Source organism: Arthrobacter sp. TJ-254 (assembly GCF_058269175.1).
Genome location: NZ_JBZCNF010000001.1, coordinates 134,357 through 152,123, shown reverse-complemented (window position 1 = coordinate 152,123; position 17,767 = coordinate 134,357). Strand labels below are relative to the sequence as shown.

Sequence of the window (17,767 nt, the reverse complement as noted above, 5' to 3'; positions counted from 1 at the left end):
ATGCGGCAATTCAACCCGCAACATAGCTAACCATACTGGCGCCCGGGCAGGCCGGTGCGCCGGCGGTCCCGGCCGCCGGCCGCGGTGCTCAGGCTGCGGGCGCTTCGGCGAGGGTGACCGGGATGGTGAGGGTCTCGCCGTCGCGCTGCACCTCGACCGGCACGCTCTTGCCGACCTCCTGCATCCGCACGGCCGCCGTCAGCGCCTGCGGATCGCCGATGGGGAATTCGCCCACCTTCGTGATGACGTCGCCCTCCTGGATTTTCGCCGCGGCTGCCGGCGAATCCGGCTCGATCGTAGCCACCTTCGCGCCGACGGTGAAGGTCGAGGACGTGCCGGCGGCGGCTCCCTGGACGCTTACGCCGAGGAAGCCGTGGCTTGCCTTGCCGTCCGCGATGAGTTCCTCGGCCACGCGGTGCGCATAGTTGATCGGAATCGAGAAGCCGACGCCGATGTTGCCCGCGCTCTCACCGGATCCGCTTGAGGCGATGGCCACGTTCACGCCGATGATGCGGCCCTGCGAATCGACGAGGGCACCCCCGGAGTTGCCCTGGTTGATCGCGGCGTCGGTCTGGATCACGTTGAGGTAGATCGAGCCCTGCGACTTCGGCTGCTGGTTCCGCGAGCCGTCGGGCGGCAGGAAGTTGAACCCGTCGCCCGGATCCCCTTCGGGTGTGTCGGACTGGCCTTCGGGCACCGCCGATGACGCAACGCTGATCGTGCGGTTGAGCGTTGAGATGATTCCGTCGGTCACGGTCCCGCTCAGGCCGAGCGGGGCGCCGATGGCGATCGCCGTGTCGCCCACGTTCAGTTCGTCCGAGTTGGCCAGGGTCGCCGGCGTCAGGTCGGGCGCATTGATCTTGATGACGGCCAGGTCCGAGAGCGGGTCGGTTCCTACGACCTCTGCCTTGAACACCCGACCGTCATTGGTTTTCACCTCCACCTCGGGATCGGAAACCTGGCCACCGAGAGTCACGACGTGCGTGTTGGTCAGGATGTGGCCCTCTTGGTCGATGATGATGCCCGAGCCCGATCCGCCGGATCCGTTTCCGCTCACGGCGATCGTCACCACGCTGGGGGAAGCCTTTACTGCTGCGCCGGTGATTTCGGTGACGCTGTCGGCGTTGTTAACGACCACCGATCCGCCGCGTTCTCCCGTGACGCCGGCCGCCGGATTTCCGCCGTCGAAGACTCCATCGGCGGCTGCCGCGACTCCGCCGCCGATCAGGCCGGCCGCGAGCACGCCCGCCACGAAGGTCGGAACTCCGATGCGCTTCCGGTCCTTCTTCCGAGGCGTTGCGTAGGGCGCCGGCTGAGGGCCGAAGGTACCGTGGTGACCCCCGGCGGCGCCGGGGAACTGCTGGGTGGCGGTTGGTGAAGGGTAACCGGCGGTGGGCTGGTCCTCCGGCCGCGGTCCGCCAACGGCGGGAAAGGGCGCGGTGTCGGCCTCCCGTGCAGGCGGCACGCTCGGCCTCGGCGGAATCGGGCGCTCGGAACCGAAGGGTCCGCCAAACTGGTCAGCCATCTACTTTTCCTTTCATCTCGGTGCCTCAACTATCGTCCCTGAGGCTGGAGCTTCCTCGAACGTTTGCTGGACGTGTGCTGGAAGTCTCCGGGGCACCGGTGGACTATCCATTATTCCCCTTTGGCGGCCGCCTCGCCTGCCCTGCCGGGAACGGCTGTTTCGCTTGTGGCATAGACCCTGCGGTGGACGGCCCCAACCACCGGCCATAGAATCAAAAATCAGAGAGCCCCGGCGTCGATCGCCTTTCTTCCCGACGGGCGTGACCGGGGGAACATGCTGAAGGGTATTGAATGCAACCGATGACCAGGCGGATGGGCGCCGCCACGGCGCTCAGCGCCCTGATTGCGCTGCCATTGTGGACTGCCGGTGCAGCATTTGCCGCTGATCCGATCGATTTCCCTGACGGCGAGACTGTCGTCGATGAGGCGGGGGTGCTCACCCCGGCGGACGTCAGCGATGTCGAGGCCGCGATCAGCGACCTCGAGGGCCAGTACGGATACACCGTCCAGGTCGTCTACGTTGACACCTTCGCCAACCCCTCGGACCCGCTGGCCTGGGCTCAGCAGACAGCCGAGGCGAGCAACCTGGGCCCGGACGACGCACTGCTGGCGGTGGCGGTCGATTCCGGGCAGGCCCGGTTCGTCGCGGGCAACGGCACCGAGGTCGCGGGGAATACGAACGACATCTTCGCCCGGCAGATCGACCCGCAGCTCGATGGCCAGAACTACGCCGAGGCAGGCATTGCGGCAGTCGAGGGAACAGAGGCGGTCCTTGCCGGCGCCGACACACCCGGCGGGGCGGCCGGTGACGCCGGCGGACTGGGCGGTCTCGGGTTCGTTGTCGGGCTCGTAGCCCTCGCAGGCGCAGGCGGTTACTTCTTTCTGCGCTCCCGCAGGCCCAAGACGGCTGAGAACAAGGCCATCACCTACGGCCCGGGGCAGGCTGCCGACGGAGCGGTCGTCGACCCGCTCGCCTCGCTCAGCGTTGAGGACCTGCGCAAGCGCGCCGGAAGCCTGCTGGTTGCGGCGGACGACGCCATCAAGTCCAGCGAACAGGAGCTTGGCTTCGCCCAGGCCTCGTACGGCGACGCCGCCGTGAAGCCGTTCGCAGCCGACATCGCCGCGGCCAAGGTGCACATGAGCGAATCGTTCAAGCTGCAGCAGCAGCTCGACGACCACATCCCCGATACCGAGGAGCAGCAGCGGTCCTGGCTCGGTGACATCATCCGACGCTGCGAGGCGGTCAATGAGTCCCTCCAGGCACACAAGGCCGACTTTGACTCCCTGCGCGAGCTCGAGCGGAATGCACCCAAGGCACTTGAGGCCGCCCGGAGTGCGGCCAACGCGGCAGGCACCCGGTTCGTCGCCGCCGAACAGCGCCTTGACGCCCTGCGCCGGCGGTACGCGGACTCCGCGACCTCGCAGGTCCAGGACAACGTCGACCAGGCGCGGGAACGGCTGGCCTTCGTCGAAAGTGCCGCCGCCGAGGCCCGGACCAGGATGGACGCCGGTGAAACCGGCCCGGCCGTTGTCGCCGTCCGCGCCGCCGAGGAGGCAGTCAGCCAGGCGAACCTGCTGCTCGATGCGATCGACAAGCGTGCCACCGAACTCGAGGCAGCGCAGGCGGAACTTGAGCGGGCCGTCATAGACACCACCCAGGACCTCGCGCAGGCCACTGCCATGGTCCGCACCGGACGCCACGACGACCTTGTCGGCCCCGTGGCTGCGGCGGAGTCCGCGCTCCAGACGGTGCGCTCGCAGCGGCAGGCAGGGCCGTTCGATCCGATCGCGCTGCTCGAACGCGTCGAAGGCGCCCACCGGCAGCTGGACGGCGCCATCGGAGGCGTGCGTGACCAGAACGACCAGGCACGGCGGGCCCGCGAATCCCTTCAGCACACCCTCGTCGCCGCCCAGTCGCGGATTTCAGGGACCGAGGACTACATCCGTGCCCGGCGCGGAGGGGTCGGCAGTGAGGCCCGGACGCGCCTCGCCGAAGCCGGACGAAACCTCGACTATGCGCTGGGTATTCAGGATTCCGATCCGGTCACTGCCCTCTCCCACGCCCAGCAGGCTGTGATGCTTGCCGACCAGGCGGCCCAGCTCGCCGAGCAGGATGTCTCGGGCTTCGGAGGACGCGCGATGGGCGGCTACGGCGGCTACGGGGGCGGCTACGGCGGCCGGTACGGCGGACGCGGCGACGGCGTGGGCGGGGCGCTGCTCGGCGGCATCCTGCTCGGCGGCCTCCTCAACAGCGGTGGCGGCGGATTCTTCGGCGGCGGAGGCGACGGCGGTGGCGGCGACGTATTCGGCGGCGGCGGATTCGGCGGCTTCGAGGGAGGCGGCGGCGGATTCGGCGGCTTCGACGGGGGTGGAGGCGACTTCTAGCACCGAGGAGCGGCAGCAGGACCGCCGCATCAGAACGAACGGAAAACATTCACAGATCGAGAGGAAACCTCATGGTAAAGCAGTCAATTTTTGGTCGGATCGCCCAGCTCGCCAAGGCGAACATCAACTCCGTGCTCGACCAGGCCGAGGATCCGCAGAAGATGCTGGACCAGATGGTCCGCGACTACACCAACAGCATCGCCGAGGCGGAGAGCGCTGTAGCGCAGACCATCGGGAACCTCCGGATGATCCAGGACGACTACAACGAAGACGTGGAGAACGCCCGCAGCTGGGGCAACAAGGCCCTCGCCGCTTCGAAGAAGGCGGACGAGTACCGGGCCGCCGGCGATGCAGTGGATGCCGAGAAGTTCGACAACCTGGCGAAGGTGGCGCTCCAGCGGCAGATTGCCGCGGAGAACGAGGCGAAAGGCGCCGAACCCACCATCGACTCCCAGACCGAGATCGTTGAGAAGCTGAAGACCGGCCTCAACCAGATGAAGGGCAAGCTGGGCGAGCTCACCAGCAAGCGGGACCAGCTCATTGCCCGCGCGCGGACGGCCCAAGCGCAGCAGCAGGTCCACGACGCAGTCAAGAGCATCGACTTCCTCGATCCCACAAGCGAGGTGGGACGTTTCGAGGAGAAGATCCGCAGGGAGGAAGCCAAGGTCCGCGGACAGCAGGAACTTGCGAGCTCGAGCCTTGACGCGCAGTTCGAGAGCCTCGAGGATCTCGGCGAGCAGACGGAGATCGAAGCCCGGCTTGCCGCACTGAAGTCCGGTGGATCGCCGGCTCCGTCGGCAATCGGTCAGGGCACGGAAACCACAACTTCCTGAGCCCGCCGCCCGGGCCCCGGGTCCGGTTCCGGTTCCGGCTGGAATTCCAGCTGGCCGGTGGACAAGCCATGAGTAGTGCCGCAGCGGATCCGCTGCGGCACTGCTGTTTTAACCGCGCTGCGGCACTGCTGCTTTAGCCGCGCTGCGTCAGGCGCGGCCTAGCGCGTGCGCTGCCGCCCGCCGGTCATCCCGCGCCTCACCGGCACTCCCTTCCAGATACGTCAAACCGAATCTGGAAAAGGTGGCACCCCTGCCGCCCCGGTAGATTGGGCGAATGGGCGTAACTCTGGTGTGGCTCCGTGACGATCTTCGGCTTCAAGACAATCCCGCGCTTGCCGCTGCGGCGTCGAGCGGCGACGACGTCGTCGTCTGTTACATCCTTGACGAAGAGAGCGACGGAATTCGCCCCCTGGGAGGCGCCTCACGCTGGTGGCTCCACCATTCCCTCGCCGCCCTGTCGGCGTCGATCGCGGACCGAGGCGGGTCGCTGGTGCTGCGCCGCGGGGCCGCCGGGGAGGTGCTGCCGCAACTCATCGAGGATGTCGGTGCCACCGGTGTGGTCTGGAACCGCCGGTACGGCCTTGCCGAACGGGAGGTCGACGCCGCACTGAAGGCGTGGTGCACCGAACGCGGGATTGCGGCGGTCAGCCACAAGGCGAACCTGCTGTTCGAGCCATGGGAGGTGCGCAACGGGTCCGGCGAACCCTACAAGGTGTTCACCTCTTTCTGGCGTGCCTGCCTCAAGGAGCCGGCCCCGCGCGCCCCGCTTGCCGCTCCCCGGTCACTCGCCGGCCCGGCTGCGTCCTCGGACGATCTCGACTACTGGGGCCTGCTTCCCACCAAGCCGGACTGGGCGCAGGGGCTCCGTGACACCTGGGTGCCCGGAGAGGAAGCGGCGCTGGATCGGCTCGACTCCTTCATGGAATCCCGGGCGGAAGGCTATGCGGCCAACCGGGACCTCCCCGGCGCTGAGGGAACCAGCCGGCTCTCGCCCCACCTGCGCTACGGCGAGATCAGCCCCTACCAGGTGTGGAAGGCACTTCAGGAGCGGACGGAGCCGCAGGTTGCCGATGACCTCCGGGTCTTCGGATCGGAGCTCGGCTGGCGGGAGTTCTGCTGGCAGCTCCTCTACTTCAACCCCGCGCTTGCGACGACGAACTACCGCAAGGAGTTCGACGCCTTCGCCTGGGAGAGCGAAACCCGCGACGAGCTCGCCGCCTGGGAGCGTGGCCGCACCGGCTACCCCATGATCGACGCCGGAATGCGTCAAATGCGCCAGACCGGCTGGATGCACAACCGCGCGCGCATGGCGACGGCGTCCTTCCTGATCAAGAACCTCATGATCGACTGGCGGATCGGCGAGCGCTGGTTCTGGGACAACCTCGTTGATGCCGATGCTGGGAGCAACGCTGCGAACTGGCAGTGGGTCGCCGGTTCGGGGGCCGACGCGAGCCCCTACTTCCGCATCTTCAACCCGGTGACGCAGAGCAGGAAGTTCGATCCCGAGGGCGCCTACCTGCTGCGGTATGTCCCCGAACTCGCCGATGCCGAAAACCTCCACGAGCCGTGGAAGGGCTCCGCACCGGGGTATCCGCCGCCGATCGTCGACCTTGCCGAGACACGCGCCCGGGCGCTGGCAGCCTACAAGGCCATCTCGGGGACCTGATCCGCCACCGGACTCCGGCTGTCCGGCCTGTGCGGGAACCCGCGTGGCAGTGGGCTAATCCTTCCCGCCGAGCCACTCCAGCCGGCGGGGGCTGAAGCCGAATTCCTCGCGCGCACGGCGATTGCTCGCGCCCCTCATCGCTGTCGCGTAGAAGACGCCATCCTTGTCCGTCTCCTCCGTGATCGGGTACACGGCGGGCCGCTCAGCACCCACAAACGCGGCGAAGGCGGGGATCACCTCCCGCATGGGGAGCGGGTCGCTGTCCGTGACGTTCACCAGGCCTGTTGCATCCGAGTTGACGGCGGCATGCGCTGTGAAGTCCGCTGCGTCCTGAAGATGGACGAATGACCATACGCCATCCCCGGAGCCGAGCACCCCCAGCTGACCCGCACGCGCCTGCTCGCCCATGTCGCCATCTTGCGAGTACCAGGTTCCCGGGCCGTAGAAGAACCCGTACCGAAGCACCAGGCCCGTGGTTCCCCCCCGAAGCCCGAGGATCCGCTCCTCGACCTGCTTGAATGCGGAAACGTTCCCGGCGACCAGTGAAGGCCCCTCCGAGACGAAGGGCTCCGATTCTTCGGCCAGCCCCTCGCCCGGCTCGTAGAAGTAACAGCCGGACTGGCCCACGAAGCGTTTCGCTCCGGCCCTCAGGGCGGCCTGCTGCACGTTCCCTCCCCCGATCACGCGCACGTCATTGGTGTGGGCCAGGGAGTCGCGCATAGCCTGCGGCGTATAGCGCTGGGGCAGGGCCGTGAGCTGGTCGACCACCACTTCGGGCCGGGCTCCCGCAACCGCCTGCTCGACATGGTCGATGTCCAGCACGTCGGCGATGACGGGGGTGCCCCCGTCCTCCCGAACGCGCGCAGCCCCGGCATCCCCCCTCACGAGCCCGGACACCTCATGGCCCCAGGACACAAGACGGCGGACGATAGGGCGTCCGATCGCACCACCGGCACCGGCAACAAGGACACGCATTGTTCCTCCTAGGGCATCCGCGGCACTCGACCCGGGCACGAGCGCTCCTGATTCGAGTGTGGAAGTTCCGGTGGAGGGCAGTCAAGGGAGTTGGGCGATGTTGCCGCTTTCATTACCTCCCGCGGGAGGCGGGCGGCCCTTGCACGGCGAGATCGGCGTGCGGCTGCCGGTTAATGCAGAAGTCCCGGCCTCTTTCGAGGCCGGGACTTCTGTTTCTGTTGCGGGGACAGGATTTGAACCTGTGACCTCTGGGTTATGAGCCCAGCGAGCTACCGAACTGCTCCACCCCGCGGCGTGGTATTTACATTACCGGCCGCGGGGCACTGAAGCAAATTGGAGAGGGCCTATCCGCCCGACTCCGGCGCCTGGGAAGGAGCTGCTTCGGCCGGGGCTTCGCCCTCGGCTCCGGCCGGCGGAACCTCGGCTCCCTCAAGGCCGCCCTCGGCGTCGATCGCCCGCTGCAGCGCTGCGTTCAACCGGTCCTGTGCCGCGCCGTAGGCCGCGAAGTCACCTTCCGCCAGGGCTGCCTGCCCTTCCTGAAGCGCATCGCGTGCGTCGGCGAGGGCGTCCCGGAGGGCCTGCTGGGCCGAGGGATCCTCGGCCGGGACCTCCGGGTCGGTCGGTGTCTCACCGGCGTTTTCGGAATCTCCGGCATCTGCCCCCGAGTCGCCGCCGAACACCTGGTCAAGCGCCTCATCGAGGGTGGGCGCGAACCCGACCCGCTCGCCGAAGCTGGCCAGGACCCGCTGCAGGGTCGGGTACGACGACGCTCCCGAGGACTGGACGTACACCGGCTGCACGTACAGCATGCCGCCGCCGACGGGCAGGCTCAGCAGGTTTCCGTTCCTCACTTCCGAGGCGCCCTGGCGCAGCAGGTTCAGCGCATTGGAGACGGTCGGATCGGAGTTGAAGCGGTTCTGCGCCTGGCCCGGGCCCGGCACCGACGTCGAGCGCGGCAGTTCGAGCAGCCTCAGCTTTCCGTAGTCCTCGGACTTCACGCCGGCCTCCGTTCCCGCGTCCGCTTCGGCGGAGAGGAAACCGTAGAGCACGTTGCGTGCTTCCCCACCGGGTTCGACGAACGGGATGAACGGCGTCGTCAGGGAGAACGCCGCTTCCTCCTGGCCGGGCACCTTGAGGGAGAGGTAGAACGGCGGCTGCTTGACGTCGGTGTCGCCTCCGGTCGGATCGTCCGGGACGCTCCAGGCATCGCTGTTGGCGAAGAACACGTCAACGTTCGTCACGTGGTAGCGGGCCAGCAACTCGCGCTGCACCTTGAACTGGTCCTCGGGGTAGCGCACGTGCGCCATCAGGTCGGCCGACATCTCGGAGTACGGCTGGATCGTTGTGGGGAACACCTTCTGCCAGGCCTTCAGGACTGGGTCTTGGTCGTCCCACGCATACAGTTCGACGGAGCCGTCGTACGCGTCGACCGTCGCCTTGACAGCGTTGCGGATGTAGTTGACCTGATCCGCAGGAAGCGGCGTTGAAAGGTTTTCCGCGGTCTGCGAATCGATCGTCGCCGACTCCAGCTCCTGCTGGGTGGAGTACGGGAAGAACTTGTTGGTGGTGTAGCCGTCAACGATCCACTTGACCCGTCCGTCAACGATAGCCGGGTAGGTGTTCCCGTCGATGGTCAGGTACGGAGCGAGCTTCTCGACGCGTTCACGCGGGGTGCGGTCGTAGAGGATCTGCGATTCGCCGTTGACAGCATCCGAAAGCATCAGGTCTGTTGACTGGAACTTGATCGCGTAAACGAGCTTGTTGAAGAGGTTTCCGACACTCGGGCCGCCCTCACCCACGAAGGTGTTCTTTGATTCCTCGTCGGAATCGTCGCTCTGCGGCCGGTCGATCTCGCGGGGCTCGGATCCTTCGGGTGCGCCCACGATCGAGTACTCGGGTGATGCTTCGCCGAAGTAGATCCGGGGCTCATACGTCTCGTCGGTGCCCAACGGGCCGGCGGACGGGATGCCCGAGAGGGTGAAGGATGGCTTTCCGTCGGCCTCCACGACCGAACCGCGGGCGGCGACGACGCCGTAGCCGTGCGTGTAGAGCACGTGCTCGTTGACCCATCCCGCCGGGACGCCTTCGGGCTTGAGTTCCCGGGCGGCGATCACGGTGTCCTGGACCTCGCCGTCGACCGTGTACCGGTCGACGTTGAGGGTGCGCGGGAACTGGTAGTACTGCCGGAACTGCTGGAGTTGGCTGAAGGCGTCGGAAACGAGGTTCGGGTCGAGCAGCCGGATGTTCGCCGTCGTCTCGGCGTCCTCCCGCAGGGCCCCGGACTCGGGATCGGTGACGGCGTTATAGGGAACCGCTTCGACCTTGTCGAGCCCGTAGGCCACCCTGGTCAGGTCGATGTTGCGCTGGATGTATTCGCGTTCGAGGGTGAGTTCGGAGGGGGTGACCTGGAAGCGCTGGACCACCCACGGGTACACGCCTCCGGCGAGGATCGCGGTGATGATCAGCATCGCGGTGCCGATGATGGGAAGCCTCCAGCGGCCGATGACCGCCGACAGGATGAACAGGACCGCCACGATCAGCGCCGCGACGGCGAGGATTGCCTTAGTCGGGATGACGGCGTTGATATCGGTGTAGAGCGCGCCGGTCCAGCGGCCGCCCGAACCCTGCAGGGTGCCGTAGCGGTCAAGCCAGTAGTTGATGCCCTGCAGGATGAGGAAAAGCGCGGCGAGGACAGCGATCTGGACGCGCGCCGCCTTCGTGGTGAAGAGCCCCTTTTCCTCAAGCCGGATTCCGCCGTAGAGGTAATGGGTGAGCACCGCGGCGATTGCGGCGATGACCACAACGCTGGTCAGGAACCCCGTGAGGAAACCGAAGAAGGGCAGGGTGAACATGTAGAAGCTGAAGTCGAGGTTGAACTCGGGGTCCGCCTGCCCGAAGGGCTCCTGGTTGATGAACAGCAGGATCTGCTGCCACTGCGAGGCGGCGGCGGTTCCGGCGAAGGCGCCGAGGACCACGGGGATGCCGATCATCAGCAGTTTGCGGATCGGCTCAAGCTGCGCCTGATAGCGGTTGAGGTTGTCCTGCATGACGCTGTCCGGCGCGTAGATGGGCCGGCTGCGGTAGGCGATCTGGAGGCTGGCGTACACGGCACCGGCCATCACCACGAAGGCGATGACGAACAGGGCAATCCGTGAGAGGTTCTCGGTGAGGAACACCTCGAGGAATCCCAACTGGTTGTACCAGAGGATGTCCGCGTAGACCTGCGAGAAGTAGACGAAGGCGATGACAAGCAGCGCGACCACGATGATCGTCGGAATCAAGGGGCTGCGTCGTCGTGGGGCGTTGGCGGCGGTGGAACTTGAGGGGCTCGGCCTGCTGCCGAAGGGCCGGTCTGGTCCGGATGTCACATTTACCTCATCGTTGGCTGCATCGGGTCACGACGACGCTGACTGAACAGTCTGTCGCCGACCCGGGGGGCGGAAACGGCGTGCAGCCTCTGTCTTCGTTGTTCCATTCTGCCCTGTCCACGATCGGGCGGCGCAATTCAGTTCCTGATTTACGCCCCGGGAGGCCGGATCGTTTCCCAACCGTGTCCTAGCTGCGCTAAAGCGCCGGGATCGGGACCGCAGACGCGCTGCTCGGGCGGCTCCGCGGCCAACCAAGGAGCCGCCCGCGGTCAGCTGCAGGTCGGAAGGGAGGAGCCGTCGGCCCCGGATCCGAGCAGTTCGACAGCGTCGACGGCGTCGTCGAGCGTCTCCACCGCGACCACCTGCAGTCCGTCGGGCACGTGGCCGATGACCTCGTCGCAGTTCTCGGCCGGTGCGAGGAAGAATTCGGCCCCGTCCGCCTGCGCCCCAACCAGCTTCTGCTGGATGCCGCCGATCCTTCCGACGTTTCCGGCCGAGTCGATGGTTCCGGTGCCGGCGAAATGGCGTCCTCCGGTGAGGTCGCCCTCGGTCAGCTTGTCGATGATGCCCAGCGCGAACATGCTTCCCGCCGAGGGGCCGCCGACGTTGTCGAGGGCGATCGTCACGTCGAAGGGGAAGTCGAACTCCGAGGTGAGCAGCACGCCCAGCTGGTAGTCGCCTTCGGCCGACCGCCGGGGCGTCACCGAGACCTCGGTCTCCGCGCCCTCGCGCAGGACACCGAGCGTGACGCCGTCGCCGGCGGCTTTCGCGACGGCCGAGCGGAGCGTGTCGATGTTGGTGATGGGCTTCCCGGCCACCGACTGGAGGACGTCGCCCGGTTCGAGGATGCCCTCGGACGCCGAGTCCTCGGCGAGGTCCATCACCGAGAGGCTCTCGCTGAAGGGGATGTCGAGGTGCTCAAGCGCGGCGGCAATCGCCGCTTCCTGCGAGGAAACCATAGCGACGGCGTTCTGTTCCCGAACGTCGGATTCGGTCGTCCCCGGCGCGTACACCAGCTCTTCCGGGGCGACGTTCTGGCTGGGGTCGATCCAGGCGTAGAGCGCGTCGAAGATGCTGACGCTTCCGTTCGGGCCGCCGCTCACATACACGGTCGTCAGGTCAAGCTCGCCCTCCGGGGTGAAGGTTTCCCGCCCGGTGATCTCGATGAGGGGCTTTGAATCCATCTCGCCGATGGTGTTGAACGTCGGCCCGGGAGCCTCGAGGACGTAAGGCGCCGGAAGCACAAGCGCCGCTCCGCCGAGCAGGAGCGCCAGCGCACCTGAAACAACCATTGCCCCAAACCGGGGATCCTTGGGGCGTCGGGGCCCCACCGGGTCCAGCGTTGCGGGCTGGGCTGACTTCGACACGGTTGAACATCCTTTTCGATGGCATGGGCCTCGTGGCCGGGCCAGCCACAACATATCCGGGGTCTAAGCCTAAACGCTCCGGAACGGCGGCTTGCTCCCGCCCCTGCTTTGCCCTCAGCGAACGCCCAGCGCCGTTCTAGGCCACGGGCTGGCCTGCCGGTAACGTTGGCCCCACAGCTGCTCGGACCGGTGCAATCGCATGCCGGGACGGGCAGGACTTTCAAGCGACTCCCAGGACCGGTGGTATCAGTGACCAACCCATCCAACCCCTTCGGCGACGATGATTCGCCGAAAGACCCGCTGTCGGAGATGATCGCCCGCATGCTTGGCGGGGACGCCCAGGGGTTCGATCCCCAGGAAATCGCCAAGGCCGCCGGCCTTCCCTCCGACCCCCAGGCCATGGCGATGATGATGCAGCAGGTTCAGGCGATGTTTTCCGGCACGAGCGAAGGCCCGGTCAACTGGAAGCTGGCCCACGACCACGCCCGCCGGGTCGCCGCCTCCGACAACGACCCGTCGGTAACGCCGCTGCAGCGGCGTTCCGTCGATGAAGCCCTCCGCCTTGCCGAACTGTGGATCGATCCGGTCACGGCCTTCCCAAGCACCGGCCAGCTGGGCCGTGCATGGTCGCGCGCCGAGTGGGTCGAAGCGACAATGGACACCTGGCGCCAGCTGACCGAGCCCGTTGCGACGAGCATCGCGAAGGCGCTCTCCGACACCATCTCGGGACAGCTGCCCGAGGAAATGAAGTCGATGATGGGCATGCTCGGCGGCCCGTCCTCGATGCTCCAGAACATCGGCGGGGCAATGTTCGGCATGCAGCTCGGGCAGGCCGTGGGCGCCCTGTCCAAGGATGTCGTCGGCTCCACCGACATCGGCATACCGCTGGCTGACGGGCGCATGGCACTGCTCCCGGCGAACGTGTCAGCCTTCGGCGAGGGCCTCGACGTACCCGAGCAGGAAGTGATGCTCTTCCTCGCCGCCCGTGAAGCCGCGCACGTGCGCCTGTTCACGCACGTGCCCTGGCTTGCCGGCCACCTGATGGGCACTATCGAAGGTTATGCGCGGGGCATCCACATCGACATGACGAAGATCGAGGAGGCCGCGCGCGACATCGACCCCACCAACCCTGAGTCGATGCAGGCCGCCCTTTCCCAGGGTGTGTTCATGCCCGAGCGCACCCGCGAGCAGGAGACGGCGCTGGCCCGGCTTGAGACAACCCTGGCCCTCGTCGAGGGCTGGGTCGACGAAGTCACCGCCGCCGCGGCCGAGAACCTGCCCTCGGCGCCGGCGCTGCGCGAAATGGTGAGACGGCGCCGTGCGACAGGCGGCCCTGCCGAGCATGCCTTCGCCTCACTGGTCGGGCTTGAGCTCAGGCCCCGGCGCCTCCGCGATGCGGCGGTGCTCTGGTCCCACCTTGCCGACGAGCGCGGCATCGAAGGACGCGACGCGATCTGGCAGCACCCCGACCTCCTGCCGAGCGCCGAAGACCTCGATGACCCGAAGGGCTTCACCGAGAGGCGCAAGCTGCTCGAGTCCTCGGGCGCCGACGTCGACGCCGCCCTCGAACGGCTGCTGGACGGCGGATTCGACGACCCTGCCTCCCCCGATGATGCTCCCGGCGGATCCGCTGCCGGTACCGATCCGGACGTCGGCAGCACGGACGGCGACGCCGGTGACGGTGCCGGAAGCGGCGCGGGCGACGTCGACGGCGGCGACAGCCCGAAGGGCCCGTCGGCCGCCTAGGCTTCTCCGCCCGGGCCGTGACCCGAAGTCATGGCCCGGGGTCGCAGGTCCGGGTCTGCGGGCGGGGTCATCCGCGCTCAGATGATCGGCTGTTGAGGCAGTCGGCTGAGGTGACCGGCCGGGCTCGCCGCCCTGGTCCGTCACGCGGGAGTGGAGCCTTGGGCCTACCGCCCGGACAGGCCCCGGTCCGCTGCGAACGCGGCGCCGGCGAGGAAGGCCTTGGCTTTCTCGGTGTCGGCGTACCCCTCGAGCAGTGCCCAGAAGACCCGGTTGTGCGAGGGTTCTATGAGGTGGGCCATCTCGTGGAGGAGCACGTAGTCGACAACCCAGTCAGGCATTCCCTGGAGTTTGTGCGAGAGGCGGATCGACCGGCTCGAGGGTGTGGCCGATGCCCAGCGGGTGTTTTGTTTGGTGACCCACCCGATGCTGGCAGGGATGCCCTTGCCGCCGAGGTACCGGTTAGCGAGGTCGGCGGCCCGCTGCAGGAGCTCCCCGCCGGCACCAGGGGCGGCTGAGGCTGCGGCGTACTTCCCGCTGATCTTGCGCAGCATCCGGGCAACCCACTCCTCCTCCTGGGCCTTCGAGAAGTGGCCGGGGATTGAGACAATGACCGTCCCGTCGCGGACATCGGCGCTTACCGTGCGCCGGCGCCGCGCCGAGCGCCGCACCTCAACGGGCATCGGGACCGCGGCGTGGCGTCCCCCTGGCCCCGCCTCGGCCCGGGATCCTTCCCGAGCCGGTCCTCCGGCCGCCGATGCCGCGGGCACCGCTTCCGCCTCAGCTGTTGTCGCCGATGATTTCAAGGACCGCCTCCCCGTACCTTTCAAGCTTGGCCGAGCCCACTCCGGCCAGTTCCCCGAGCTCATCGAGCGTCTGCGGCCTTGCCTCAGCAATGGCAATCAGGGTGGCATCGGTGAAGACAACGAAGGCCGGGACGTCCTTCTCGCGCGCCTGTTCAAGACGCCAGCTGCGAAGGGCATCGAAGGTCTCCTCCGAGTAGCTGACCGGACAGTCGCCGCACCGGCCGATCTTCCGCTCCGAGCCGGTGCCCAGGGCGCGTCCGCAGACCCGGCACACCGCGGGGGCCGACGTTTTCCTGCTCCGCTTGGCCACGGGCTGCCGGAAGACCCGCCCTCCGGATCCGGCAGGACGCAGCGCATCGAGGAACCGCGAGGGCTTCCGGGACGCCCTGCCGCCCGGCGAGCGCGAGGTGGACCAGGACAGGGAAAGATGGGCGCGCGCCCGGGTGATGCCGACGTAGAGGAGCCTGCGCTCCTCGTCGACGGCTTCCTGGGTGTCCGCAAAGGAAATCGGCATGAGGCCTTCGCTGAGTCCGACGAGGAACACCGCATCCCACTCCAGGCCCTTGGCCGAGTGGAGCGAGGCGAGCGTGACACCCTGCACTGTGGGCGCGTGCTGGGCCGCGGCGCGCTCTTCGAGTTCCGCTACGAACTCCCGAAGGGTGATGCCCCCGCGGGCCTCGTTCATTTCATCGGCGAGGCCCACCAATGCGGCAAGGGATTCCCACTTCTCACGGACGGCCCCCGAGTTCGCCGGAGCCGTCGAGGTGTAGCCGAGCGAGGCGAGCACATCCCGTACCTGCTGCGGGACGTCGTCGTTGCCTTCCGTTCGTGCCGCCGCCCGAAGCTGAAGCAGTGCGTCGCGCACCTCGCGCCGGGCGAAGAAACGCTCGCCGCCCCGCAGCTGGTAGCCGATACCGGCGCTGGCCAGCGCCTGTTCGTACGCCTCCGACTGCCCGTTCGTGCGGAAAAGGATCGCGATCTCGCTTGCGGCGACGCCGGACTCGAGCAGCTGGGTGATCTTGCGGGCGACGTCGGCCGCCTCGGCTTCGTCGTCGCTGCATTCGGTGAAGACCGGTTCGGGGCCCGAAGGGCGCTGCGCGATGAGTTCGAGCGGTGCCGACCAGGATGTGGCCCCGGACCTTGTGTCCTTCTCGCCGTCGCGGGCCGCGAGGAGGGTGTTGGCCAGCCGCACCACCTCGGGCGTCGACCGGTAGTCGCGGACAAGCTTCACAACCTGGGCGCCCTCATACCTCCGGGTGAAGTCGAGCAGATGCCGTGAGGTGGCCCCGGTGAACGAGTAGATGGTCTGGCTGGCGTCACCGACAACGCACAGCTCCCGCCGTTCGCCGAGCCACAGGTCGAGGAGGCGCTGCTGGAGCGGCGAGACGTCCTGGTATTCGTCGACGACGAAATGCCGGTACTGGCTCCGCACCGCGGCGGCGACCTTGTCGTCCTCCTCGAGGATCCCCACCGTGGTCAGCAGCACATCCTCGAAATCGATCAGGTTGCGGTCGATCTTGAGGTCCTCGTAGGTGGAGAAGATCCTCGCCACGGTGGTGGCGTCCATGCCGGCGGGCTGGGATCGTCCGGCCGCCGCTGCGACATAGCTGTCGGGCATCAGCATCGACACCTTCGCCCACTCGATCTCCGCCGCAACGTCGCGGATGGCCGCGCGGTCGGTGGCGAGCCTCAGCCTGCGGGCCGATTCCGCGATGAGCTGCGCCTTGTGGTCCACCAGCGCCGGGAGCGGGCCGCCGACGGCCTGCGGCCAGAAGTACTGCAGCTGCCGCAGGGCCGCCGCGTGGAAGGTCCGGGCCTGCACCCCGCCTGCCCCGAGATCGCGCAGGCGGGTCCGCATCTCGGCGGCCGCCCGGGCCGTGAAGGTGACGGCAAGGACCTGCTGCGGCTTGTAGACGCCGGTGTGGACCCCGTACGCGATGCGGTGGGTGATGGCACGGGTCTTGCCTGTACCTGCTCCGGCCAGCACGCACAGGGGGCCTGCAAGCGTGCTCGCAACGGCGCGCTGTTCCTCGTCGAGACCCTCGAGGATCCGTTCTTCCACGGTCAGGTCGGTCACTGTCCGGAAACCTCGCCGGGCGTCTGGTCGAGGGGGCCGCCGTACCAGCGTTCGATCATGGCGCGCGCAATCGAAATCTCTCCGGCCACCGTGATGTGTCCGGCCCGGACCTCCTCGTGGATCTCGGCGCGGGTGAACCACCGCAGGTCGCGGATTTCGACGCCGTCGGGCACCGGCTCGGTGCCGGAGGCGACAGCGGTGAACCCGAGCATCAGGGACGCGGGAAAAGGCCACGGCTGCGAGCCCAGGTACTCCGCTGAGTGAATCTCGACCCCCGCCTCCTCACCGACCTCGCGGGCGATGGCAGCTTCGAGGGACTCGCCGGGCTCAACGAACCCGGCAAGGGTGGAGAACCTTCCAACGGCCCAGGAAACCGCCGAACCAAGGAGGATGCGGTCGTTGGAGTCGATCACCGAGACGATGATGGCCGGGTCGGTCCGGGGATAGTGGAGCGACTCGTCCGCGGGGCAGCGGCGCACCCATCCGCCGTCGATCGGGAGGGTGGCCGTTCCACACAGCGGGCAATGCTTGTGGGTGGCATGCCAGTTCGCGATCGCCGCGGCCTGGACGAAGAACCCGGCGTCGCGGGCGCTCAGCGAAGCCGCGACGTCGCGCAGGCCCTGCCAGGAATCCGCCGGGGCAAGTGCGGGGTCGGGCTCCTCGAGCGTCACCAGCACCACATGGCGGCCCGCATCGGGGGCGCCGTCGAGCACCTGCCCAAGGTAGATCGGGTTCTCGGGCCGTTCAACCTCAGCGGCACCGTACAGCCGCAGCGCGCCGTCGGCGAGCGGGGAGCGGCCCTCCGCCAGCAGCATGACCCGTGTCTCAGGTGAATCCCACAGCGTATCGAACAGGCCGGGCATCATGCGGAAATCCCCGCCGCGATCGGCGTCGGACCGTGCCAGGGGTAGCGAACCAAGCGGCGGGAGGACAGCGGTGCGCAGCGGTTCACTCATCCTTCTACGGTACTTTCTTGCTCCCTCAAAAGACATTTGGCTGCTCCCCGGTGGAGGAGGAGTTGAA

Annotated in this window: 11 protein-coding genes and 1 tRNA gene; 4 read left to right on the top strand and 8 right to left on the bottom strand. The window is 67.7% G+C overall.

Annotated elements, in window-relative coordinates; translation table 11 throughout:
• Positions 1-88: 88 nt before the first annotated feature.
• Positions 89-1,525, bottom strand: a complete 1,437-nt coding sequence (locus AC4D14_RS00710; protein WP_490899651.1) for a S1C family serine protease — start codon at positions 1,523-1,525, stop codon at positions 89-91.
• Between the two features lie 290 nt (positions 1,526-1,815).
• On the opposite strand from AC4D14_RS00710, the gene AC4D14_RS00705 reads away from it, so the two are divergent.
• The 3 genes from AC4D14_RS00705 (at position 1,816) to AC4D14_RS00695 (ending at position 6,408) form a co-directional block, all read left to right on the top strand.
• On the top strand, positions 1,816-3,909 hold the full coding sequence (locus AC4D14_RS00705; protein WP_490899650.1) for a TPM domain-containing protein: 2,094 nt from the start codon (positions 1,816-1,818) through the stop codon (positions 3,907-3,909).
• Between the two features lie 71 nt (positions 3,910-3,980).
• Complete coding sequence (locus AC4D14_RS00700) at positions 3,981-4,742, top strand: PspA/IM30 family protein (RefSeq protein WP_490899648.1); 762 nt, start codon at positions 3,981-3,983, stop codon at positions 4,740-4,742.
• A gap of 274 nt (positions 4,743-5,016) precedes the next feature.
• Positions 5,017-6,408, top strand: a complete 1,392-nt coding sequence (locus AC4D14_RS00695; protein WP_490899647.1) for a cryptochrome/photolyase family protein — start codon at positions 5,017-5,019, stop codon at positions 6,406-6,408.
• A gap of 54 nt (positions 6,409-6,462) precedes the next feature.
• Here AC4D14_RS00695 and AC4D14_RS00690 read toward each other — a convergent pair whose 3' ends face one another.
• The 4 genes from AC4D14_RS00690 to AC4D14_RS00675 form a co-directional block, all read right to left on the bottom strand.
• Positions 6,463-7,383 (bottom strand): NAD-dependent epimerase/dehydratase family protein, encoded by a 921-nt coding sequence (locus AC4D14_RS00690; protein WP_490899646.1) that lies wholly within the window; start codon positions 7,381-7,383, stop codon positions 6,463-6,465.
• A 218-nt stretch (positions 7,384-7,601) separates the two neighbouring features.
• A tRNA-Met gene (locus AC4D14_RS00685) sits at positions 7,602-7,675 on the bottom strand.
• A 52-nt stretch (positions 7,676-7,727) separates the two neighbouring features.
• Positions 7,728-10,751, bottom strand: coding sequence for a UPF0182 family membrane protein (locus AC4D14_RS00680; protein WP_490899645.1), 3,024 nt, complete (start codon positions 10,749-10,751; stop codon positions 7,728-7,730).
• 269 nt (positions 10,752-11,020) lie between these two features.
• Complete coding sequence (locus AC4D14_RS00675) at positions 11,021-12,118, bottom strand: YlbL family protein (RefSeq protein ID WP_490899644.1); 1,098 nt, start codon at positions 12,116-12,118, stop codon at positions 11,021-11,023.
• Positions 12,119-12,427: 309 nt separating this feature from the next.
• Here AC4D14_RS00675 and AC4D14_RS00670 point away from each other — a divergent pair, with 309 nt between their 5' ends.
• Positions 12,428-13,864 carry a zinc-dependent metalloprotease gene (locus AC4D14_RS00670; RefSeq protein WP_490900463.1) on the top strand — a complete coding sequence of 479 codons (1,437 nt, stop codon included), beginning with the start codon at positions 12,428-12,430 and terminating at the stop codon, positions 13,862-13,864.
• A gap of 164 nt (positions 13,865-14,028) precedes the next feature.
• On the opposite strand, the gene AC4D14_RS00665 is transcribed toward AC4D14_RS00670, so the two are convergent.
• From AC4D14_RS00665 to nudC, 3 genes are all read right to left on the bottom strand, one after another.
• Positions 14,029-14,544, bottom strand: a complete 516-nt coding sequence (locus AC4D14_RS00665; RefSeq protein ID WP_490900462.1) for a M48 metallopeptidase family protein — start codon at positions 14,542-14,544, stop codon at positions 14,029-14,031.
• A gap of 97 nt (positions 14,545-14,641) precedes the next feature.
• Entirely contained in the window at positions 14,642-16,744 is a 2,103-nt protein-coding gene (locus AC4D14_RS00660; RefSeq protein ID WP_490899643.1) for an ATP-dependent DNA helicase UvrD2, read from the bottom strand.
• Entirely contained in the window at positions 16,741-17,700 is a 960-nt protein-coding gene (gene nudC, locus AC4D14_RS00655; protein WP_490899642.1) for an NAD(+) diphosphatase, read from the bottom strand. Before nudC ends, AC4D14_RS00660 begins: the two co-directional genes overlap by 4 nt.
• Positions 17,701-17,767 lie beyond the last annotated feature (67 nt).